At 38.8% G+C, this 23,778-nt stretch carries 19 protein-coding genes; 10 read left to right on the top strand and 9 right to left on the bottom strand.

The features are described 5' to 3' along the window. Positions 1 to 157: 157 nt before the first annotated feature. Both RAO94_06895 and RAO94_06890 read right to left on the bottom strand, forming a co-directional pair. Entirely contained in the window at positions 158 to 2,857 is a 2,700-nt protein-coding gene (locus RAO94_06895) for a GNAT family N-acetyltransferase (GenBank protein ID MDP8322059.1), read from the bottom strand. 21 nt (positions 2,858 to 2,878) lie between these two features. Continuing rightward, positions 2,879 to 3,838: a histone deacetylase gene (locus RAO94_06890; GenBank protein ID MDP8322058.1), complete on the bottom strand. Its 960-nt coding sequence runs from the start codon at positions 3,836 to 3,838 to the stop codon at positions 2,879 to 2,881. 679 nt (positions 3,839 to 4,517) lie between these two features. Between RAO94_06890 and RAO94_06885 the strand changes: the two genes are divergently transcribed. Then, on the top strand, positions 4,518 to 5,174 hold the full coding sequence (locus RAO94_06885) for a porin family protein (protein ID MDP8322057.1): 657 nt from the start codon (positions 4,518 to 4,520) through the stop codon (positions 5,172 to 5,174). Between the two features lie 99 nt (positions 5,175 to 5,273). On the opposite strand, the gene RAO94_06880 is transcribed toward RAO94_06885, so the two are convergent. The 3 genes from RAO94_06880 to RAO94_06870 all read right to left on the bottom strand — a co-directional run bounded on the left by RAO94_06880 (position 5,274) and on the right by RAO94_06870 (position 7,750). Beyond that, positions 5,274 to 6,443, bottom strand: a complete 1,170-nt coding sequence (locus tag RAO94_06880) for a hypothetical protein (protein MDP8322056.1) — start codon at positions 6,441 to 6,443, stop codon at positions 5,274 to 5,276. A gap of 203 nt (positions 6,444 to 6,646) precedes the next feature. Beyond that, positions 6,647 to 7,090, bottom strand: a complete 444-nt coding sequence (locus tag RAO94_06875) for a CGGC domain-containing protein (GenBank protein MDP8322055.1) — start codon at positions 7,088 to 7,090, stop codon at positions 6,647 to 6,649. Positions 7,091 to 7,105: 15 nt separating this feature from the next. Next, complete coding sequence (locus tag RAO94_06870; protein ID MDP8322054.1) at positions 7,106 to 7,750, bottom strand: hypothetical protein; 645 nt, start codon at positions 7,748 to 7,750, stop codon at positions 7,106 to 7,108. 194 nt (positions 7,751 to 7,944) lie between these two features. Between RAO94_06870 and RAO94_06865 the strand changes: the two genes are divergently transcribed. From RAO94_06865 to RAO94_06825, 9 genes are all read left to right on the top strand, one after another. Then, the gene (locus RAO94_06865) at positions 7,945 to 8,511 is read left to right on the top strand and encodes a nitroreductase family protein (GenBank protein ID MDP8322053.1); all 567 of its coding nucleotides are present in this window, start codon (positions 7,945 to 7,947) and stop codon (positions 8,509 to 8,511) included. After that, positions 8,508 to 10,979, top strand: a complete 2,472-nt coding sequence (locus tag RAO94_06860; GenBank protein ID MDP8322052.1) for a hypothetical protein — start codon at positions 8,508 to 8,510, stop codon at positions 10,977 to 10,979. Before RAO94_06865 ends, RAO94_06860 begins: the two co-directional genes overlap by 4 nt. Then, on the top strand, positions 10,976 to 12,034 hold the full coding sequence (gene ispG, locus RAO94_06855) for a flavodoxin-dependent (E)-4-hydroxy-3-methylbut-2-enyl-diphosphate synthase (protein MDP8322051.1): 1,059 nt from the start codon (positions 10,976 to 10,978) through the stop codon (positions 12,032 to 12,034). Before RAO94_06860 ends, ispG begins: the two co-directional genes overlap by 4 nt. Then, the gene (locus RAO94_06850; GenBank protein ID MDP8322050.1) at positions 12,035 to 13,690 is read left to right on the top strand and encodes a POTRA domain-containing protein; all 1,656 of its coding nucleotides are present in this window, start codon (positions 12,035 to 12,037) and stop codon (positions 13,688 to 13,690) included. Between the two features lie 93 nt (positions 13,691 to 13,783). Then, positions 13,784 to 14,584: an NYN domain-containing protein gene (locus RAO94_06845; GenBank protein MDP8322049.1), complete on the top strand. Its 801-nt coding sequence runs from the start codon at positions 13,784 to 13,786 to the stop codon at positions 14,582 to 14,584. Continuing rightward, on the top strand, positions 14,584 to 15,480 hold the full coding sequence (locus RAO94_06840; GenBank protein MDP8322048.1) for a hypothetical protein: 897 nt from the start codon (positions 14,584 to 14,586) through the stop codon (positions 15,478 to 15,480). The genes RAO94_06845 and RAO94_06840 overlap by 1 nt, the downstream gene beginning before the upstream one ends. Beyond that, positions 15,477 to 16,277, top strand: coding sequence for a 3-deoxy-7-phosphoheptulonate synthase (aroF, locus tag RAO94_06835; protein MDP8322047.1), 801 nt, complete (start codon positions 15,477 to 15,479; stop codon positions 16,275 to 16,277). Before RAO94_06840 ends, aroF begins: the two co-directional genes overlap by 4 nt. A gap of 2 nt (positions 16,278 to 16,279) precedes the next feature. After that, on the top strand, positions 16,280 to 16,885 hold the full coding sequence (locus RAO94_06830; protein ID MDP8322046.1) for a hypothetical protein: 606 nt from the start codon (positions 16,280 to 16,282) through the stop codon (positions 16,883 to 16,885). Then, positions 16,885 to 17,916 (top strand): uroporphyrinogen decarboxylase family protein, encoded by a 1,032-nt coding sequence (locus RAO94_06825; GenBank protein MDP8322045.1) that lies wholly within the window; start codon positions 16,885 to 16,887, stop codon positions 17,914 to 17,916. Before RAO94_06830 ends, RAO94_06825 begins: the two co-directional genes overlap by 1 nt. A 5-nt stretch (positions 17,917 to 17,921) precedes the next feature. Here RAO94_06825 and RAO94_06820 read toward each other — a convergent pair whose 3' ends face one another. The 4 genes from RAO94_06820 to RAO94_06805 all read right to left on the bottom strand — a co-directional run bounded on the left by RAO94_06820 (position 17,922) and on the right by RAO94_06805 (position 23,392). Then, entirely contained in the window at positions 17,922 to 18,371 is a 450-nt protein-coding gene (locus RAO94_06820) for a DUF2141 domain-containing protein (GenBank protein MDP8322044.1), read from the bottom strand. A gap of 26 nt (positions 18,372 to 18,397) precedes the next feature. Then, positions 18,398 to 18,748, bottom strand: a complete 351-nt coding sequence (locus tag RAO94_06815; GenBank protein MDP8322043.1) for a DUF3795 domain-containing protein — start codon at positions 18,746 to 18,748, stop codon at positions 18,398 to 18,400. Positions 18,749 to 18,851: 103 nt separating this feature from the next. Then, positions 18,852 to 20,750, bottom strand: coding sequence for a tetratricopeptide repeat protein (locus tag RAO94_06810; protein ID MDP8322042.1), 1,899 nt, complete (start codon positions 20,748 to 20,750; stop codon positions 18,852 to 18,854). A gap of 212 nt (positions 20,751 to 20,962) precedes the next feature. Further along, entirely contained in the window at positions 20,963 to 23,392 is a 2,430-nt protein-coding gene (locus RAO94_06805; GenBank protein MDP8322041.1) for a right-handed parallel beta-helix repeat-containing protein, read from the bottom strand. Positions 23,393 to 23,778: the final 386 nt, after the last annotated feature.

Raw genomic sequence — 23,778 nt, 5'->3', positions numbered from 1 at the left:
AATATGGGCACTATATGAGCCCTATTTAGAATTTCCTTTTTATTTATCAATAACTGCATTGAACAGTCTTTGTATGAAGGTTATAAAGTGAAAAAGAAAGGTCAATCCTGATGGATTGACCTTCTTTTTATATAATTTTACGGAATTAAGTTACAGTTTACACTTCTTCTTTGAGGATGATCTTATCAGTTTCGATTTGGGCGTAATAACCATCTTCAACTTTTGTCAATTTGAAACCACGGGTTTTGAACATGTGCAGCATGATGTGGTTAACAGCCAGGATACTGGCATAAACGGTTTTAATTCCGTGATCTTTGGCGATTTTGAGTATATAGTCAGTAATTTTGTTACCAAGTCCCTGACTATGCCATGGGTCAGCGATGACGATAGCATATTCCGCTGTTTCATTATATTGATCAGCGATAAGTCTGGCAACGCCAGCCATTTTATGGCGACCTTCATCTGAAACTTCGGCGATTATAGCAATTTCGCGATCATAATCAATCTGAGTATATCTGATCAGTTGTTCATGGGAGATGTCCTTGATCAATTGGAAGAACCGGAATCTCTGGGTTCTTTCAGAGAAATTAGAGAACATTTCTTTTTCCAGAAATTCGTCTTCAGGCCTGATAGGTCTGAGAGTAACTGCTAATCCCGTGTCGAGTTTGATATCTTTGATGTAGTGAGAAGGATAAGGAGAGATCACCAGATGCTTATAAGGATTATTAGGGTCAACTTCTACAGAGTCGTCCAGGATCACTTTGGCATCCAGTACAATTCCCCCGCGTTCATCCACACCATAGGGGTTAATATCAATTTCTTTGATCTGTGGGAAATCCATCAAGAGATAGGAGAACTTATAAAGCAGGAACTGGATAGCAGGGATATCCGCACCAGGCATTCCGCGATAGCCCTTGATCAGTTTATAGATCTTGGTATCTTCTATCAGGCGCATGGCAAGAGCCATATTGAGCGGTGGCAATCCAACCGTAGTATCTTTGAAAATCTCCACAGCAACGCCACCCATACCGAAGACAATTGTTGGACCAAAGATGGGGTCATTTTTGCAGCCTATGATCAACTCATACTTTCTTTTGGACATCTGCTCAACAAAGATCCCACGGATATCGGCATCAGGCATTTTGATATTCACAGAATCCATTATCTTATGATAAGAAACTTTTGCTTCTGCCTTATTCATAATATTAAGGATAACTCCACCTACATCAGTTTTGTGCAGAATGTCAGGCGAGGCTATTTTCATAACCAGAGGATAACCTATTTCATCAGAAATCTTCACAGCTTCTTCTTCTGTGGTAGCCAGTCCATTTTTAACAACTGAAATCTGATAGTTATCCAGAAGCTTCTTTGCTTCATACTCGGTCATAACAGTTCGATTATCTGCCAGCACATCACTGATAAGTTTGCGGCTTTTATCTACTTGTGGAGAGAACTTACTGGGAATACCAGCGGGTGTTTCATAGAGTGTTTTCAGATTACGGGTGTAATCACTCATATACATAAAACATTTAATAGCATCCTCTGGAATGTCATAGCAGGGGATATTATTGCTTTCCAGAATTTCTCTACCTTCACTGACATCATCTGCGCCCATCCAGGAGGCAAGAAGTGTTTTCTTATATTTCTGACCGATTGTGGCAACCATACGGGCAGTTTCAGAAGGATCAGTCATGGATTGGGGAGTAAGGATCACCAGAACACCATCTACATTTCTATCTCTCAGGCAGGCATCTACTGCCACCTGATAATCTACGGGGCGAGCATCTCCAATAACATCTACAGGATTGCTTTTACTCCAGTTAGGAGAAAGCTTCTCATTAAGTTCAGCCATAGTTTCATCACTGAGCTTAGCGAGATTTCCGCCTTTTGCGATCAAGGTATCTGTGGCAATAACGCCAGGACCACCAGCATTTGTGACAATAGCAATTCTTTTTCCAGTTGGTTTGTCCTGCATAGAAAGTGACTGGGCGATATGGAATAATTCATCAATAGTATCTACTCTGACCACTCCGGCGCGTTTGAAAGCAGCATCAAATACGAAATCATTTCCAGCCAGGCTACCAGTGTGAGACATGGCGGCGGCAGCACCTTCCGAGCTTTTTCCGGCTTTCAGCACAATAATAGGTTTATTTCTGGCAAAAGCACGGGCTGCGCTAAGGAAACTGCGGGCATCAGTGAGAGATTCCATATAGATCACGATACTGGTTGTCTGAGGATCACTGCCAAAATAATCTATAAGATCATGAAAGCTGACATCCATAGCCGTACCAATGGAAACAAAATGACTGAATCCCACATTTTGCTTTACTGACCAATCGAGAATAGCAGTACACAAGGCACCACTTTGAGAAATGAAAGCAATTTTGCCTGGGAGAGCCATTCGATTGGCAAAAGTGGCATTCAGTTTGATAGAAGGCTTAATGAAACCCAGACAGTTAGGACCTATCATGCGCATATTATATTTCTTAATAGTTTCAGCAATCTGAGCTAAAAGCATTTTTCCTTCTTCTCCGGGAATTTCAGTGAAACCGGCAGAGATAAGCACAATACCTGAAATGCCGTTTATACCGCAATCTTCTACAATATCCGGTACGTATTTTGCTCCCACAGCGATCACTGCCAGATCTACCTGATCTGGTATTTCAGAAAGAGTTTTATAGGTTTTCACGCCTAAAATATTAGTGCGTTTGGGATTAATGGGATACACAATCCCATCATAACCTGATCCAATGATGTTCTTCATCAATGAATTACCTACAGTTCCTTCCCTGGAAGAGGCTCCAATGATAGCAATCACTTTCGGGTTAAATAGTTTACTTAACTTTTTCGTAATCATCTCATCTCCTTATCTATTTTTTTAAATTGATTTCCAGTATTTTCTCAGGGATTGAATAACCAGGCTTTTTCTTCCTTCATATTCGTAATATACCTGGATCATGGAGTCAGTTTCAGGTTCTTTATAGCGCAATGGACGGTTATTGATACCGTCAATGAAGTTAAAAAGGCAATCTGAGAAGACTTTAATATTATATCCGCCCTCCAAAGAGGCAAAGATATTATCAAAATTGGCAGACATGATCTTACCTATATTGTGATAGGTATTTGCGCTTATACGCAGATCTGTGAGCATATCAAACTGATGTGAATCAAATCCTGCCGAAAGTGCAACCACATCAGGATCAAATTCTTTTGCAATGGGAAGGAAGGTTTCTATGGCATCCATAAATATCTCATCACCGCTATTGGCCGGCAGAGGAACATTGATAGTGTAGCCTTTGCCTTCACCTTCACCAATTTCATCAGCATCACCACCACCTGGAAAAAAGGGAAACTGGTGAATTGACCAGAACATCACTTTATTTGAGTTATAAAAGAAATCACAAGTACCATCACCAAAGTGACCATCAAAATCAAATATTAATACTTTTTTACCTTCATTCACCAGATTCTGAGCAGCTATGGCAATATTATTAAAAAGACAAAATCCGCTGGAACGGTCAGGATGAGCATGGTGCCCTGGAGGGCGAGTGAGGGCAAAGCCATTACTATGCGACGCCATAATAGCCGCTCCCACAGCATGTGTGGCTGCATTAAAACTCTCAGGAGATACTATTGTGTCTATATCAAGATATCCACCTTTCAAGCAGGCTTGCCTGATATACTCGACGTATTCAGGAGTGTGAACAAGTTGCAGATATTTTTCACCATTAATAATTTCCTGTTCCGGCAGATCAGCTAAAGTGCTTAACCTTTTCTTATTTTCGGGATACATTCCTGTATCATGTTCCAGAAATACGGGATTATAAATTAAATGCAAAATCTACTCCAATATTTGACGATTTTATAGTTATAGTCAGGTATCTATACATTTGCCTGTCTGGCTTCTTAAACACATATCACAGCCTCCAGCATTTACTTTAATGCCTATATTTACCCGGTAATAATTACTCTCATTCTTAGCCGAAACAGCATCTTTTGCTGCCCGGAATTGTTAACATTATGACCAATCACTTCATGTCAAGTAAATTTGCTTAGGATATATACTCGGAAATTACCTGTATTGTAAGCTATCTCATAAGTGTTATATATTAAAGGTTTTAAGAATAAATATTATAAGCATCTAATAAATTGTTATTAAACAATAGTATAATTTTTCTGAGTTTGGATAAATACAACGAGTTATAAAGAAACACATTTTGCACCGGTGTTTAGGGGAGGGTGGTGGTTTTTGGTATCAATCCCTGGTAGTCACTTCGTGCCAATCTGAGGTTATTATTGTAAATCCATTTCAGAGATAAAACAATTAATAGATTTAACAGTCTCCCTTTAATTCAATATATAGTCTCGAAAATTTTCTTGACAGATTCAATCAACAATTACTATCTTAGACAAGTATTTAATTGAAGGATATTTTTATATTGATGTTTCTGTCAAAATTTTAGAAAGTAAGTAAATGAATATATTCAAAGTATCTAAAAAAGGAAAAGGAGATTTCAATGAAAAAACTACTAATTGTTTTTACCATGTTACTATTAATCAGTTTAACCTATGCTGAAAGCCTTGGAAGTTCTGGAAGAAATTATACTGAAATGGAAAAACATTTTGGTTTTAAGGGAGGAACAAATTTTTCAATAATAAAATCTGATGGATGGCCAGATGCAAAAAGCAATATTGGATTTAGCGGTGGATTCTTCTATGAAATTCAATATTCTGAAAAATTGTCCTTTCAACCAGAGTTACTGTTTTCTATGAAAGGCTGGAATAGAGAATACGTTTCTTATGACGAAGATCAAACTTTTTTAGGAGAAGTGAAGTATCGTGAGAATTTCAACTATATAGAAATACCTGTATTAGGGAAACTCAAATTATTCTCTCAAGATAACATTGCACTTTATGCTTTGGCAGGTCCTTGCTTCGGGATTAATATAAGCTCTTCAAATCATTATGATCCTTACTATGAAGATGATCATCATTGGGAAATGGATGAGATCAATGTTTTTGAATTTAGTATGATTCCAGGTGCAATTCTTGAATTCAAAGATAAATACATCTTCGAAATTCGGAATTCTTATGGGCTAACTAATATTTATAAAGGAGACGGCTCTATAGCTAAAAATTCTGTATTTTCAATCTTGTTTGGAGTAAAATACTAATTTCAAGTAAAAGTTTACTTGGTTTCATCGTATACGAAAATCTGGTATTGCCTTAGTTAACTGGCAATACCAGATAAAATTAATGAAAAATAAATTCTCTTAGAATGAGTATCTTAGGGAACTTCCTATTTTAAAATCATAATATGAAAATGTTTTTTTACCGGATACTATTTCATCCCAATAATCATACTCTTCCATCGAATTTGCAAAACCCGAAAACATTCCAAACAAATCTAAAGATAAGTCTTTTTTTAACTTAAATTCTGTGCCTAAGGTAATACCTAGCTCAGTTGCAGGAGTTTTATCATAAATTCTATTACCTTCAAAATCATAAGTCAACTCATATTCAGGAATACTTTGAACAAAAAAGCCTCCTCTTACAACTTTATTTTTCACACAAGTTTCTAAACCTGCTCTTAAAGAAAACCCCCCACCTGAATTCTCAAATCTATCTCCCAAGGAATATTCCCCATATCTCCTGGTAATATATTCTGCAAATATGGTATGATCTTCATCTGGTTGGATTTTAAGAGCTAAACCAAATTCTGCTGGTACTTCTATACTTTCATGACCATAATCAGATTCTGATTCAAGGGTAAAATTACTTCGTATTCTTAAACCTACAGTATATTTTTCATTGAATATATAATTACCACTAAACGTTACGAATGTAGCTGAAGTAGTAGCATCTCCTTCATAACCGGTATGTCCATCTTCTATGATTTCTGAACTGCCAGAACTTAAAAATGGAACACTTAGTGATATTCCTCCAGAAAGTTTATCCAGGTATTTACACCCTGCCCCAAAAACCAGTGTATTCAATCCGCCATGATTATTTATTTTTAAATCACTTTCTTCAATACGATAATTGCTTCCATAATCATAATAAGCCCGATAGCCAATTCCAAGACCGATTTTATAGTTTTGGGAATTGTGCAGTTTATATGGCATACCATAAGAAATTCCATGAAATTTTAAATGGATATTTTTATTAATATCATAAGTATCAGAATAACCATCGTAATCTATTTCATCTATTTTAATTTTACCAAATTTAATTCTCGTATTCAAGCATGCTTCTTTATGCTCAAGGTCACTTAACATTGCAGGATTGTTGAATATAAAATTTGCTCCCTGAGAAGATAGTATTGATGTCCTGCCTAATGCTTCAGATCTGGCATCAATAACTTCAGGTTCCAAATCGTTATAGTATGAACCAGATAAGACTAATGTCAGTAATAATGTAATAAATACAATAATAGCTTTCATTCTTCCTCCATAAATTAAGATTAGATATAAGCAATATAAGTAATATAGATGAAATGTCGTCAATAAAAAAAATACTCTATTTTTATAATTCTAATTTTATTGTCACTTTCACTAAAGTATTTTATCAATCAATAGTATATCATCTCGTTGAAAACTGCATTGCTTACTCAAGCTAAGATTTATGGACTTAATGGATAATCTTATTAGTCGTAACTTTTCCTTGTGGTTTCATCCGTCAGGGTGTGTTTGATGATATTTTGCCATTCGGGTGTGTTCCAGCAATCAAGCTGAGAGTGCATATTGAGGTATTTTTGTGGTATGGGGTGGGTGCCATATACTACTTTGATTTCGAAGCGTTTTTCCAGAAAGTCTTTGAAAGTTGTGATATATGGGCAGGGTGGGTAGCCGACTATCATTCCCGTTGCCAGATGGATAACCTCTGCACCATTAGCGATCATTTCACCAACGGCATATTCAATATTTCCGCCAGGGCAGCCATCACATGTAGTGTAGCCAACAAGTTCCGGAGCAGTTTCATAAATGCAAAAGGCACCTTCTCTGTTTTTAAGAGCTCTCAGACATTTTCCACCAGCACATCTGCGATATCTATCACAGATAATAATTCCAATTTTAATTACATTTGCCATATTATTAATTTCACTTTATTTTTTTTTACTAAGGCTCTTATAGAATCTGATTATAAAATAGATCAAACTTAAATAGCTGAAAAGAATCAAAATTATACTCGGCAAAATCAGATAGTGTCTGCGAAGATCAAGGAATATTACCGCATTTGTGGTATAATAATAATTATTCAGCATATTGATGGAGCGTAGAATGAAAGAGATTATTGTTCCTCCCAAACCCCAGAGAACCGGTTTGCAGAGTTTTAATGTTTTATTTTTGCACAAGTAATAAGCAAAGTTCATGAAGAATATTACAATTATAAAACCATATACCCAGGTTACCATAGTCACTATATATCTGCCAGATATTGAATGGTCCATGGGAATTGACAGAAGACTGGAAAAGCCATTTAAGGCATTGATCAGCAGGATAGACAGAGAACCCAGAAAGGCTGCTACAGTACTATTCATCAGAGAAAATTCATCATCATGGATATATTCTTTTAATAATATGAGAAAGAATAGGGTGATTCCCAGATTTGAGATAAAATTCAATGATAGTTCAACAATCATCCAGGTTTCACTGTAATTTATGGCAGGAAATATTGTGCCGATAGCGCGCATAATAAAAAAATAACTGTATCCCAAAAGAGCATATAGCGTGATATTCTTCAAATTCATAATAACCCCTCTGTCAATTAAATTCACTCAATGAAAATCTCTGTTAAAATTAATTAGTATCTGGCTGTAGGGTGTCAAGTTAAAATTCAATCAGCAAGTTTTTGCCAATGATGTTATTATAGTTGGTATAGCAGCAGATAATTAGTTTGACTTATGTTTGCAAGGTGGGATATATTGCCTGCAAAGGAGTATGTATGGAATTATCTGATTTGATACTCAGTAGGCATAGTGTGCGGGATTTTTCTGAAGAGGCATTAACTGATGAGGAACTGGATACAATTCTGGAAGCAGGGCGGCAGGCTCCTTCTGCTCAGAATAAGCAATGCTGGCGCTATATAGTGTTGAAAGACAAGGACAATATTAAGCGATTTTCCAGACATATTGGTCTTGTGGGAACGGTTAATTTTTTCATTGCCAAAGCCCCAGTGGTGATAATTGCCTGTGCTGATCCCAAAAAGTCTGTAAAAATGAATGGTCAGGATTATTACCTGGTGGATACAGCGATCTCATTTCAGCAGATGATGCTGGCTGCTTGGGGGATGGGGATAGGCAGTTGCTGGCTGGCAGCTTTTAATGAGAATCAGGTGCGGAAATATCTGAGTATTCCTGATAATATTCGCGTGGTAGGTCTGAGTCCTTTTGGTTATCCTAAGGATAAAAAGGGTTTATATAGTAAGTTTTTAAAGACTTTTGCCGGCAGCAGTAAACGAATGGACAAAGAACAAATTATAAAATATGAAAAATGGGAAGCAAAATTATGAAAAAGAGAGTTTTTTTATTTTTAATTATTATTACCGTAATCTATTTAGGAGCTGAGATATTTACAGATCAGGACAGGATGGTGCTGGAGAGTGCTTTGAAACGCAGTGGTCTGGAGCTTAATTCCTTGAATTTCCTCAAGGACTGGTCGAGTGGTACAAAGTTCAAAATCCCTCAGATGCTGAAAGTGTTGAATAATCCTTTAGAATATCCGGTATTTGTAGATAAGCTGGCAGAGAAGATGACCACAAGAGAAAGGAAAGACCTTTTATGTAATATAATGCCCGTACTTGCCTGGGAGGATGAATTTGTAGAGGATGATTATGCCGAATTATATAAATCCAGCAGGAAGGAATATGAATATTATTATCTGGTCAATGTGAATGGAGTGAATGGTTTATTTGGTTATGTGGAAAAGGTTTGGGATGAGAGCGAAGTCTGGCGGCAGCAGGCATTTGCAGGATGTGAATCAGAGGATATGGAGCTTTGGCAATATCTGAGCACAAGTTTGTGGAGCGAACCTGAAGATTCACTGGAATATAATGCTTATTATGAAAAATATGGGATAGTTGATACAATGAGCGTAGATTCTGACAGTCTGATAGCAATGATAGAACGATTAGATATGGGTGCATTATTCAAATCAGTAATCATTAATAGAGCCGGATTTGAAGTGATGCAGCATTATTTGCAGAATTGGACAGGAGATGAGCTTGAAGCGCGGGAATATAAGTCAAAATATGGCTTGATGCGGATAGGCAGCAGCAGCTCTGATCTGGTTGAGGGTAATTATTGTTTTATTTATGATGCAGGTGGAGATGATACTTATCTGGGCAGGCTGGAAACAGACTGGGCAAAGCAGCCCTATTTCTGGAGTCTGGATATTAGTGGTGATGATTATTATCATAATGAGGAGATAGCAGGACTTGTGAGTGCCAAAGGTGGTATAGGGATTTTGAGTGATTTGGATGGGGACGATGTTTATAGCGGGGCGGATTATTCAGTATCTGCTATTTGCGGATATGCTGAGTTATGGGATATAACGGGAGATGATACTTATAAATTTGGACTTCACAGTGGGGGAGCTGCAACTTTTGGAATCTCGCTACTTATCGATGAAGAGGGCAGGGATAGCTATCGTGTAACGCAATATGGAGAAGGTTTTGGCAGTACACTTGGATTCGGTGCGATAATAGATTATGCCGGTTTTGATAATTATTATGCGGGAGGGAAATATCTGCATGTACCTCTGGCACCGTTGGACTACCGGTCACTATCTCAGGGATTCGGCTTTGGGATGCGTCCTGATCTGGCTGGTGGGATCGGGATGATCTATGATGAAGACGGCAATGATAATTATACGGGAGGAGTATATTCTCAGGCAGTAGCCTACTGGTATGCTTTAGGAATAATTTATGACAAGCAGGGATATGATTATTATGATTCAGTATATTATCCGCAAGGCAGTGGAATCCATCTGGCAGCGGGATTATTATATGATGGCGGGGGAGAAGATCATTATTACAGCAAGCATGGACCCGGACAGGGAGCTGCTCATGACTGGGCAGTGGGCTTTTTGATCGACCGCAGCGGGAATGACCATTATTCCGTAGAAGGTGGTAATGGAGTAGCGCTAACGAACTCTGTGACGATATTTCTGGATGGTTCGGGAGATGACAGTTATCAGCGCAAAGAAGTTAATAATTACGGTTACAGCAGAGTGGCACGAGGAACAGGAGGGATAGGAGTATTTCTGGATACTGGAGGTAATGACACCTATCCCGTGGAAGAGTGCGCAAATGACAGCTTCTGGAGCCGAGGATATTATGGGATAGGACTTGATACACTTTTGGTGGTGGAAGAGGCAGAAGTGAAGAAGATGGCTGAGGAGCAGGCAGCAGAAGTGGATAGTCTGGCAGCTATAGAAGAAATCTATCAATTGGCAGCAGGCTGGGGAGTGGGCAGTAATCAGCAGACCGTGAAACGGGCGGGTGAGATACTACTTAGCAGAGAAGATGAAGCAGCAGTATATATAGCAGAAAATGAGCTTGGGACAAAAAGTGGACTTGCCTATCGAGCGATCAGTGAATTTAATAAACACAGCGATAAATTGACTTCCTATGCGATAGAGCAGCTTTCAAATGAAGACAGCCTGGTGGCAAAGCACTGCATCAGCTTGATAGGAGAGCTAAAGGATTCCACTTATATTGAGTATTTTAAGCCATTTTTGCAGGAAGATAAATACACGAACAGCGTGCTGGGAGCATTAGGGGATATCAACTGCCTTGAGAGCGTGGAGATATTAAGCGAATATTGCCAGGCTGATGATGAGAAGCAGAGAGTGGTGACGGCACGAAGTCTACTTTCGCTGGACAGAGAAGACAGCAAAGCATTATTTATTAAGATGGCAGATGATGAATCCTTTATCATCCGCACCATGGTGAAAATATATCAGGATAAGCAGAAATGAGCATTTTACGCAGAAAGACGCGAGCGCTAAGATTAGGTGATGTGGGTGTGGGGGGGGATTATCCTATCACCATACAATCCATGACCAATACGCCTACAGCCGATGTGCAGGCAACAGTGAGACAAATCAGGGAATTGCAGGCAGCAGGCTGTGAGATCATCAGGGTAACAGTTAATCATCAGGAAGCGGCAGATGCGCTGCCAGAGATAATTTCTTCCATTTCCATACCAATAATCGCTGATATACATTTTGATCATAAACTGGCACTTGCAGCGATCAATGCGGGCGTAGATGGTCTGCGGCTTAATCCGGGAAATATCGGGAGCGAGAGGAAGGTGCAGGAAGTGGTGGCAGCAGCGCGCGAACGCAAAATTCCAATCCGGATAGGAGTAAATACAGGTTCAATGGATAAGGAGATATATCAGCGATATGGTGTGACTGCCGAGGGACTGGTGGAAAGTGCACTTAAGCATGTGCATATTTTGGAGCAGGCTGGATATGAGGAGATGAAGATTTCTGTGAAGGCATCAAGTGTTCCTTTGATGCTGGCAAGCTATCGATTACTCTCTAAGAGAGTGGATTATCCACTGCATCTGGGAGTAACAGAAGCGGGGACAATGCTGCGTGGAACTATCAAAAGTGCCATGGGAATAGGTATTTTGCTGGAAGAGGGGATAGGTGACACGATAAGAGTGAGCCTTACCTCTGATCCGGTGGATGAAGTGAATGTGGGAAGGCAGATATTGCAGGCACTGGGCTTGCGCAAGGGACTGGAGGTGATCTCATGTCCCACCTGTGGCAGAACAGAGATCGACCTGGTGAAAATAGCTGAAGAAGTGGAAGCAGGACTGGCAGAATACCGGGATAAGGATTTGCGGGTGGCAGTAATGGGCTGCATCGTAAATGGACCTGGTGAGGCCAAAGAAGCAGATTTCGGGCTTGCAGGCGGAAAAGGTGAAGGGATACTTTTTTGCAAGGGTGAGATAGTGAAGAAGGTGCCGGAAGAATCACTTGTGGCAGAGCTATTACAATTAGTCCGCTCTCAAATAGATTAGATGAAGATAATTTTTTTAGGTATCGCTTTTATTATCATGCTCTCATTATCAGCCATGGAGATCGTGGATTTAGAATTTGAGGGTAATAATATCTGCAGCAGAGAAGAATTAGAAGCGGTGATGATCTCATATCAGGGTATGGAATATGATCAGCAGATCCTGCTGGAAGATATGAAAAGAATAGCAGCTTTATATGAGCAGAAGGGATATTATCTGGCTAAGATAGGACAGCCGGAAGTGATACCATTATCTCAGGCTGAAGTGAGTATTAAAGTAAGGATCGAGGAAGGAAGTGATCTACAGGTTTTCAAAGTGACATTTACAGGTAATAATTATATTACTACCGATAAATTACTTGATGAGATAAAGGCTCCTCTGATCTTTTTGCGGGATCTACCTCAATACATGACTGAGCTGATAGCATATTATAATCAGCAGAGTTTTTATTTTGCTCAGGCAGTTGTAGATGAGATCGTGCTGCATGAGGATCAGGTTGAGATCAGGATTAGCATTGATGAAGGGGAATATTGCAGATTCCAGAAAAGCATAGTTCAAGGTAATAAAGTAACCCGAAGAAAAACAATATTGCAGTTAAGCAGACTTAATGGACTGGAAACTCCCTCACTATATCAACTTAAACAGGCGGAACAGAATATACTTTCCCGACCCTATATAAAGACCTGCCGGATATTACCGATGAATTCTTCCACGCTGCTTTATGATGTTACTGAAGGCAATATGACAGCTTTTTCAGGTGTGGTGGGATATGATAACGGAAAAGATAATGAGGGCAGATTTACGGGATATATGGACGTGAATTTTGAGAATCTTTGGGGAACAGACCGTAGTGTGGGATTCTATTGGGAGAACAGGCAGGAGCAGCATTCGGCAATAGAGCTTAATTATCATGAAAGTGGTTGGGATTATCCTTTGGGAGCGGATATCAAATTATATCGCGAAGAGATGGACAGTACCTGGATAGAAGTTAGCTATGATCTTGAATTATACTGGTTTGATCTTTTTAATCAGGCTGGAATTTATTTGGAGAAGCAGGATATCTATGCGGGATCCAGGCGTCCTGTTATCATTGATGAAACTGCTTTCAGCAAGGCAGGGGTATTCTGGAAGTATTCTAATCTCGATCATCCGAGGAATCCCAGGACTGGTTATACCTGGGCAATTAAATATTATTATATCTGGAGCAGGACAGATGAAGAGAATTCTGGCAGGCAGGCAGCAGAGACAAATTACCAGAAACTTATCCCGATAAAGGGCCGGTGGCTGGGGAGTGTGGAGATAAATTATAACTTGATAGAAAATAAAGGACTAACAGAATTTGACAAGTTTGAGGTGGGAGGAGTAAATAGCATCAGGGGATTTCTGGAGAAGCAATTTTCAGGATATCGAGTTGGCTGGATGAACCTGGAATTAAGATATATATTGAGCGATGAAGCGAGATTATCAATAAATGCTGATATAGGTAATATTGAGAGTCAGGAAAACGAGAATGAAACTATTTACAGCATAGGTTGCGGATTGAGGACTCACACGCCACTGGGTCAATTGATCCTTGATTTTGCTGTGCCGAATGATGTTCATGGTTTCAAGAATCCCCTGGAGGGGATAGTTCATTTTGGACTGGAAACACGATTTTGAAGGGAATAAAGGTGTGATCATGGAAATGTTAATTAAAAGAGTTATTAAATTAAAATCATTAAAAAAGGAGTTATGATGGAACGGAGTTCTACGATGAGGGTAGGAGTTTATGTAGATGTGTCAAATATTGCTCAGAATGGTGGATATGGGATGCAATATGACATATTGCGGTTATTTGCCTGCAGGAATAATGGTGAGGCGATCAGATTAAATGCCTATGTGGCTTTTGATGTTGAGCAGGCAAAAACTAATTATGAATACAGACAAAAATCATATAGTTTTCATTCAGTATTGAGGGATTTTGGTTATAAAGTGATAGTGAAAGCGGTTCGCTGGTTTACTGATGAGCATGGCAATCGATTTGGCAAGGCAAATGCTGATCTTGATATGGCTGTGGATGCACTATTGCAATCTGAACGTCTTGATAGTGTACTTTTGATAACGGGGGATGGAGATTTTGTGCAGGTAGTGAGAGCTTTGCAGAATAAAGGCTGCCGGGTGGAAGCCCTTGCTTTTAAAAACGTAGCCCACTCATTGAGGAATGAGACTGATATGTTCACTTCCGGATATCTGGTTCCGGGATTATTACCTTATTTGCAGACAGAACCAGAAAGCTCTTTGGAAAGAGGTATCTGCTATTCATTTCATAATGATAAAAAATTTGGTTTTCTGCGTTTCATGAGAAGGATGGATGGTAATCTTTGGATCACTGATTCCCGCAAAAAAGAATCACCCTATGAAACGGCATTTGTGCATGCTTCTCAATTCCCTCCAGATATTGATTGGAATACACTGCCCAGCCGGGATCTGATCTTTGAATTTGAAAAACGCTGGATAGAGGAGAAGAAGGGCTGGCAGGCAGAAAACCTGAAGCTTATTTATTCTTATCGGTAATGGCAGCCAGATATTGTCTGATAGATATTGGAACTAATAATGTTCTATTACTGCTGGTAGAAGTAGATACCGGCAGTGATCATGTTATTGATAGATTGAATAGGATATCCGCCCTGGCAAAGGGGATGCGAGACGGTAATCTTAGTCAAGATGGAATTGACAGAGTGAAGATCATCCTTAAGGAATATATGACAATTGCAGATAAATATAATGCCAAACCAGTTCTGATAGGCACCAGTGCATTACGGCAGGCAGAAAATAGATATTTACTGGAGGACTGGATAAATCAGGAATATTCTATTCCACTAAGATTGATCTCGGGAAGTGAAGAAGCCAGATTTAATGGTATTGCCAATATTAATGAATTTACCGCTGAAAATCTATTATTATTCGATATTGGGGGTGGCAGTACTGAATTTACTTTGATAATTGAAGGTAAGGTAAGTGAGTGCCAGTCAATTGATCTGGGGATCCGGAGATTCCATAACAGGTTTGGTGATAATGCCTTCAAAGAAATCAATTATATAAGAAATAAGCTTGAGAAGATCAATATCGAAATACCTTCTGATGCGGTATTGATAGGAATTGGTGGAACGGTGACCTCACTGGCTGCGATGCTGCAGAATATGACTGTGTATGATGAGCATAAAGTTCATAAATATCAGATCATGAGAGATGATCTTAACGAATTATTAGATGAGATTTCTGATTGCCCTGAGCAAAAGATATTAGAGAGGATCGCCTTTAATCCACTAAGTAAAGCATTGCTAATGGCTGGAGGAATAATTGTGAGAGAAATCATTGCCCATTTTAATGCTTCAGATTTCTTTGTCTCAGACCGGACATGGCAGTATGGAGTACTGAAAGAAATAATCACCGGGAGATACAAAGTATGATAGAAAATAATAGAAAAGTTTTGGATGTAAAAGGGCAAAAGATTGGTGGTGACTGGTTTACCATAATTGCAGGACCTTGTACAATTGAAAATTATGAAGACCTTTATCGGGTTGCCAGTTTTATCAGAAAGCTGGGTGTGAGGATGTTCCGGGGCGGCGCTTATAAAATGAGAACTTCTCCTTATTCCTTTCAGGGACTTGGTGAGGAAGGTTTGCAGATAATCAAAAAAGTAGCTGATGAACTGGATATGATCTCTGTTTCTGAAGTAGTATCTGTGGAAGATGTCCAGAAGATGACTGAATATATAGACATCTTGCAGGTGGGCACTCGCAACATGCACAATTACAGACTGCTGAAGAAACTTGGCAGTATTAATAAACCTGTGATCTTGAAACGCGGTATGTGCAGCACTTATGAAGAGTGGCTGCTGGCAGCTGAGCATATAAAAGCGGCTGGGAATGATCAGATCATCCTCTGTGAACGAGGGATCAGAACTTATGACAGCAAATATTCAAGAAATACTCTTGATATCTCTGCCGTTAGCATCTGTCAGCAGTTATCACCCTATCCAGTTATCATTGATCCATCGCACAGTGGTGGGAGACGGGATTTGGTGAAGTCATTATCCTGGGCAGCAGCAGCTGCGGGAGCAGATGGTATCATCCTGGAAACGCACTTTCAGCCAGACGAGACAGTGTGTGACAGCCAGCAGACAATTAATTTCAAAGCATTTGAACAGATCATAAGCAAACTGCCGGTTCTGGCAGCTTTGTGGAATAAAAAAATCCAGAGGTAAGAATGAAAAAAATTCTCATATTGTGCCTGATAATGATTTTAGGATATACCTTAACAGCTGGAGCATCCCGGATGAAAGTTGGAATAAGTGATTACAGTCCACTGTTAAAAGAATTCAGTACAAAACATGGTATTTACAGATTCAACGGAAGGTTTGATTTACTTAATCTCTCATCCAGACTGGGACTTGGTGCTGCCATGAATATCAGCTTTAAAAGTGATAATAAAGATTTAGATTACGTAAATAATTATGATCTTTATGCTCATAATTTTTTCGGTAATGAATCATCTGATGGCAGCTATATGGTATATGGAATATTGATGGGGATGCGACTTAATGTGGTAAAAGTTCAAAACGAAAATTACTTTGATAAAGTCATATATACAAACTGGAGTTTTTTAATAGGAGCTTTGATTTCGCGAAATGACTGGGGTACTGAAATAATGCTCTCGCAGAGCCAGGATGACAAATGGAAATTTGATTTCACGACAAAATATCAGCTTTCGAGCAGGTATTATATGGAACTTGGATATTGTGGTGTGGGTCCTGTAGATGAGGTACAAGAAGAATTTTCACTTACATTAGGTAGAGAATTTTTTAGTAACTGATGAATACATCCCGTAGTATTGTGGAAGCTGCTCTCAAATTTGAAAGTCCCCGGCGGCTTCCTCGAGACCTTTGGCTTTTACCAATAGCGGTTCATCTTTATCCAGAAACGATTAAGTATTTGAATAATAAATTCCCCAGTGATTTCACTTCTCCTGATTACTTTTATCCTCCCTCAGAACAGGCAAAGGGTGATCCATACAAAAAGGGTACATATATAGACGAATGGGGCTGCGGATTTGAAAATATTCGCGATGGAATCATAGGTGAAGTGAGAAAACCGCTTCTGAATGATATCAGTGACTGGAATATGATCAAACCTCCTTATGAACAATTACCCGAAGGTGAACAGCTACAGAAAGCTTATGACCATATTGCCCGATTTTATGAAAAGACTGACTTGTTCGTAAAAGCCAATATATGTCCCAGACCCTGGGAGCGTTACCAGTTTATTAGAGGTTCGCAAAATTCATATCTTGATATTCTTTTCCCTGATCTTGGTTTTCGGCAGTTACTGCAAAAAATAAATGATTTCTATCTGAAAGAGCTGGAAATCTGGGCTCACAGTGAAGTAGATGCTATTGGATTTATGGATGACTGGGGTGCCCAGAACTCGCTTCTGATCGACCCGGAGATGTGGCGTTATTACTTTAAGCCTATCTATAAGCAATATTGTGATATGGCACATGCTGAGGGGAAATTTGTATTTATGCATTCAGATGGCTATATTCAGGATATTTTACCTGATCTGATTGAGATCGGGGTTGATGCGCTTAATTCCCAATTATTCTGCATGGACCTGGATAAAGTTGCTCAGATAGGAAAAGGCAAAATAACTTTCTGGGGAGAGATAGATAGGCAGCATATTTTGCCCGATCATGATCCTCAGGCAGGGATCAATGCTGTTCACACAATAGCAGAAAAATTATATCTTCCTACGGGTGGGATAATTGCTCAGCTGGAGTTTGGGGCTGGTGCTAATCCTGAGACTGTGAAAGCTGTTTACGCGGAATGGGATAAATTCAGACTATAAAAATATTAAAATCCATTTTTCAATTGCATATCCAGATCAGACATGTTTTTATCAATATAAATAGATAACTCACTGAATTGTGGTTTTCCTGTTGTAGGCCTTGGTAGTCCATAGATATGCCAGGATTCTCTGGGAACAACAAGTATCTTGTCCAGTTTATCATTCTCATTTTTATCCTGAAAGGCAAAAATCAAGTATTCCCCGGCAGGGATATCAGTTATAATATAGTCAACGTAACTTCGTTCTCTATCGAGATTAGTTAATTCCTTTACAAAAAAATACTTAGCCGGTAATTCTTCCTCAAATTCTATTTGGGTTAGGCAGGTTACTGTGACAGTGACATTTTTTGAAAAAGACACTCTACCCTGAATGTTAAAAGTGGAATCGGGGACAGCATCATCAGCAAAAAGCATAAAAACAGCATATAGTAATATCAAAAGAATAATAATTTTCATTAATCTTTTATTTAAGGGTAAGTGGATTAATATAAGTCGTGATTCTGGACTAAACTATCAAGAGTTTTCTTGGCTTCAGGCACATTCTGATGAAATTTCTCGACCATCTCACAAGGATAAAGAACACATTCTCCACAATTACTAATGTGTTTAATAATCGCACATAGTCGGGTTTTGCATTCTTCACAATGCGAGATTTTGATTCCTTCCTCCATACAGCCGGAACAATTAATAGCTTCTGGCGGTATTTCTGCACCGAACTGTTCACTCCATTCCAGGGATGCTTTCAGGCGTAATTCATCGTCGTCATTAAGAAGAGCCAGATAAGCTGGACACTCTGAACATATAAGTCCACAGGCGGCAATAATCCTTTCCATTGATTACCTCCAAATTATTAACCATAAAAATAAATTATGTCCAAAAGAAGTCAAGAAAAATAGATTTTCATGTTAAATTACTTCGCCTGTGTTGCATGGATTCTCATTTTTTTTTAAGAGGTAATTCAATATAAAACGTTACTCCTTCCTGAGTGTTTTGAAAATATATTTTTCCTTTGAAGCGATCTTCTATAATAGTTTGACAGATGTTCAAACCAAGCCCAGTACCCTTTTCACCTTTTGAACTCACATAAGCTTCAAATATCTTATCACTCAATTCTTCCGGTATTGGTCCACCATTATTATAAAAAGAGACCAGGTAATGTTCTGGTTTCTTCTCCAGAGATATTTTAATTACAGGCTGGGGAATATTTTCTTCTTTGAAGGCATCACGAGCATTATTGATCAGGTTAAGAAATACCTGGATAAGTTCATTTTGTGAGCCGTGAAGAGCAAAATCTTTTTTCAGATCAGTTTTAACTGACACATTTTCTATATCAAGAGCATAGCTTAGCAATGATACTGTTCCTTTGATTGCGTCAGATGCCATAAAGTCAATATTATTCTGTTCTTTAAAGAAATTCCTGAAATCGTTCATGGTCTGGGACAGATACTGGATAAGATCATCTATCATCTTGGCTTTTTCATTGATGAAATCTTCTGTAAGTTCATTGAAATGATAGGCATCTTTGATACTGAATACCATACTATTAATGATATTAAGCGGTTGCTTCCACTGGTGGGCGATAATGGCAATCATCTCACCGATAGATGCCAGTCTATGATGAGCAGCCAGCAAGTCGTCTTTTTTATTTATAGTATTAAAGGCACTTCTAAGCTCAATTTCCAGTTCTTTATCTTTGGTTATTAATTTCTCCATTGTTGCCTGAAGCTTCTCATTTTGCTCAGCAAAAAGAGTATTCCTTTCTTCCAGCATCAGGCTTTTTTCTTTATAGAGATTGATCTGGTGCTGAGCTTCAAATTCATCAATTTGCTTAAGATTATCAACTTCATTAAATTGTGCTTTGGCAGTCAGCAGCTTTTCGTAATGTACAACCAGATTCTGCAGATTATCAGTTAGTTTATAATATTTTATACTGGTTTCATAAAAGGTAATTTGCTCTATAATTTCCTTCTGAGGAGCAATTTCTTTTGCTTTTTGCAGATACTCAAGTGCTTTTTCCGGTTCATTAAGCTCAATGTAAATAGTAACAAGAGCGCAAATATTGCGAATGATATCCTGCTCTATTCCATTTGCCAGTTTAAGCTCTAATGCCTCCTGAATATAGATCACTGCCTCGGTTAACTGATTAGTTATATGGCAAATATTCCCTAAATTCAAAAGAATTAGTGTCCGTAATACTATCTCCTTCTCAGGTACTTTTAACATGAGATCATGAAAAATATCCCAGGCTTTGGCATAATCTTTCTTCAAGACATGGATTGTCCCGATATTCTGAAGAAGTATGAAATAATTATCTGGACGAGAATCTTTCACTAACGGTAACGCCTTCTGGTAATATTCATAGGCTTTGTCCAGGTTATTTAATTTTTGATATATATTGCCTAATCCGTTGTAGCAGGAAGACACATCCTGAGAATGTTGCTCGGGATTAAGAAATTCAAGTGCTTTAGTTAAATATTGAGCTGCTTCAGTATATTTACCATCTTTTCGGGATATTCGGTATTTATGGATATATGCCCTACCCACTGCCTGATTATTTTCCAACTCTAAACCGCGCTGGATAAGAAGATCAATCCACTTAAGCAGTCCAGTCTCCGTTTGATAATTATGACTGATATTGCAGATTTCATGCAGAGCTTTCAATTCCAACTCAGGCAGCTGAAATTTAACTGCATCTTGATATACAGACATCGCCAGTTCAAAGCTGAACTGAGGATCTGAAGTTCGTTTTTGAAAAGCAAGTTCCAATTGCAAATTCTGTTTCTCTGGAAGTTCAGCAATTTCTATCTGCTTTAACAGCTCTTTGTTTTCATCCATATTATCCTCTATCTCTTTTGAGTAGAATTAAGTAAATCTGATTTATCGTCAACAAATTCCTTTATAAATATGATTAATTAGTTATATTTCTCAGTTAGAACCAGATTATCATAGATTAGAGACAAAAAGGTAATTATTAACACAGGATAACCCTTGTCTTCACCAGGAAAAGATTTTTTTAATCACCTCATTACATTTAATCTAATTTTCCATTAATTAAGGATAAGCAGCTTGCTGGCTGCCAGGCATTTGCCATCCACATTTAGGGTATAAAGATAAATTCCTGCTGCTACCAGTTTGGCTTGCATATTGCGGCAGTTCCATACTTTACTGTAATACTGACTGCCAGGATCTTTGCCATCCTGCAGTCCTGCTTTCTGAGCTAGTCCAGTGAGATTATTATCCAAAACCAGTTTACGTACTCTTTGACCCTTCAGATTATAAATATTGATCTCTGGATTGCTGGAAGGAATTTCCGGTAAAGAGAATTCCAGAAAGACAAAACTGCGACCGGTACTGAGCTGCACCGGATTTGGATAGCTGCTAATGTATATGCCTGCAGGAGGGGTAATTTCCCCGGAAGTATTGCCCACAAGGGGACCATCATACTCATAACAGCCTAAATCGATTATGCCATTCCAGATGCGCTGGTTACCTGCCAAATCTAATGGCGGCAGATTCATTCCCAGTGTGTCCGGTGAACCAGCATCAATGCACGGTGAAAGCCCACTGAGTTGGTAGTAGCCAGGATATTCTGCATTCCAGCCCGGTTCTTCATCTCCAATAAAACGAGGTGCTTCACCTATGATCACATCACTTATATTGATTATGGTGGAATCTGCAGCGTGAATACCAGTAGCAAAGAGAGTATTGGTAATATCCGAGCCATAATGTTCGCCATAATAATCAATATTTGTGAACCTGATATCACACCAGCTCTCCGGATGATAAAAAATACAGTTTCTAACATCCAGCTTACCCTTACAATCTGCGAATGAACTATATCCATTATAGTTATTAGCAAAGGTGCAATTATATAGTTTTACAGGAGTATAGGCATTATCAAGCTCCATATTACTATAGGAAGATGAGTAGGCGCAGTTATTGTTGTACATCAGAAAATTGCTGAGTTCAAGGGTATGTGTACTATCAGCAGGATCCCAGTTCCTGTAGTTAAAAAACCTGCCGCTCCGAGCTGAACAATTGCTCAGAATTGAATTCCTCATTACTCCATCAGTCCCTGAAAGCTGGATACCGGTTCTAAAGCACACGTTATCAAGCAGGTTAAAGTCATTTACTATTATATTATTCAGCACAGTGCTGGGGTCAGTGGATCCAACACTGAGGGCGAGGTTCCACTCAGTACTGGTGGAAGATTCCTCAATCAGAAGATTTTCCAGCAGGATATTGCCACTACCCGAAACGGCTAAATTATCATAATGAGCCACATTGTTATGCAGCCAGAGATTGGTAACTTCCAGATTATTGATGGGAAATAACGCAATACAATAAGCACTATTTGCTGAACAATTAGTAATATTGAAGTCACTTATTTTTATATTATCCTTATATCTGGCTGCCAGGAATCCGCCGATCCCTTCACCATCTATATAAGTCTGTTCTATGCCTTCACCTTGCAGACGAACATTACCTTTCACTTCAAAGGGAAATTTCTGCTCGTTTTCACTGAAAGAATAAAATCCTCCGGTTACATGAATAGTATAGCACTCCTGCGGATCAGAACGAATCAATTGATTTGCCCAGGCAAGGGTTTTTAGCGCTTCTGTCACGTTGATGCCGGAATTAGCATCATCTCCATAAACACCTACCCAAAGATCATGTGCCACAGGTTCATAAGCACTTTCATATACTTGCATTTCGATACTGCATTCATCCTCATTTGTTGCCCGGCAATAATATTCTTGAGCGTATATTGCAGGAACGCTAAAACGCAGCAAAGGTACATCTATTATGCCGGTATATTGATTAAAATTCAAATCCTGTACCCAGGAGGAAGTATTACAATAAATGCTGCACCTGTGGCTAGGATCAAAGACAACTTCAGACTGGGGACTCATAGCTCGAGTATAAATTCCACCGCCAAAATGAAGTGCCCGGTTGTTATAAATTTCTACATTAGAGAATGATATTCTCTCCGTTTCAGCAAATATCCCACCACCAACCCAGGCAAGACAGTTCTTGATCACACAATTTTTGATCATAACATCATCACAATTATAGCGAAAAGCTAATCCGCCTCCACGCACATTATTGAATTCTTCACTATATATAAGACTATTATCCGGATAATTATTCATGATCACAAACCCATTTATAGTGAATTCTTCACTATTGTCCACATATACCGTACTGGCAGATTGATCTCCGTGAATGATCACATGTTCCGCTTGAAAATACTTCCCGGAATTGAGCTGAGTTCCAAGCAGAGTAAGGCTTTTATAACTTACAACCAGATTCTCAAAATATTCTCCGGGATAAACTAAAATTGTATCATAACTCGCTGCTGTGTAGATAGCCGGTTGAATGCTTGTAAAATCTGCAGTTCCTTCCCAGTTTACCGTCCAAACAGTTGCCGTCAATATCACAGGTAACACCATCAGCAGTACAAATAAAGTTTTCATTACTCACTCCTTAAAGCATACTGGATAATATCAATGTCAATACACAACAAAATTATACATTGCAAATAATTCTGTCAAATTTAATTATTATCCACCCGTTACAAAAATAATTGAGACTGTTCAATCTTTATGATTGATTTATATGATGCATATGTGCTCTCTGTGACCTCTGGTGCGTCACGAAGTGGTGTGCCTCTAACTGGTGAAAGTCCAGCCCGGCTAATTTTCTGTTCAGCCGGAAGTGAAAAAGATGGTTATCTCCAGTAATGGAATAGTCAAAGCTCTTTGAATCGGTAAGTAAGCCGTAGCGAAAGCGAACGGGTTTAGCTTCGTTAAACCTTGCAGTCGGTGAGTCTGTCAGATAAGATGAAACCTGTAATCTGGTA

Origin of the sequence: Candidatus Stygibacter australis, assembly GCA_030765845.1 — a bacterium.
In the GTDB taxonomy this organism is placed as follows: domain Bacteria; phylum Cloacimonadota; class Cloacimonadia; order Cloacimonadales; family TCS61; genus Stygibacter; species Stygibacter australis.
This window is presented reverse-complemented; position numbering and strand designations above follow the sequence as displayed.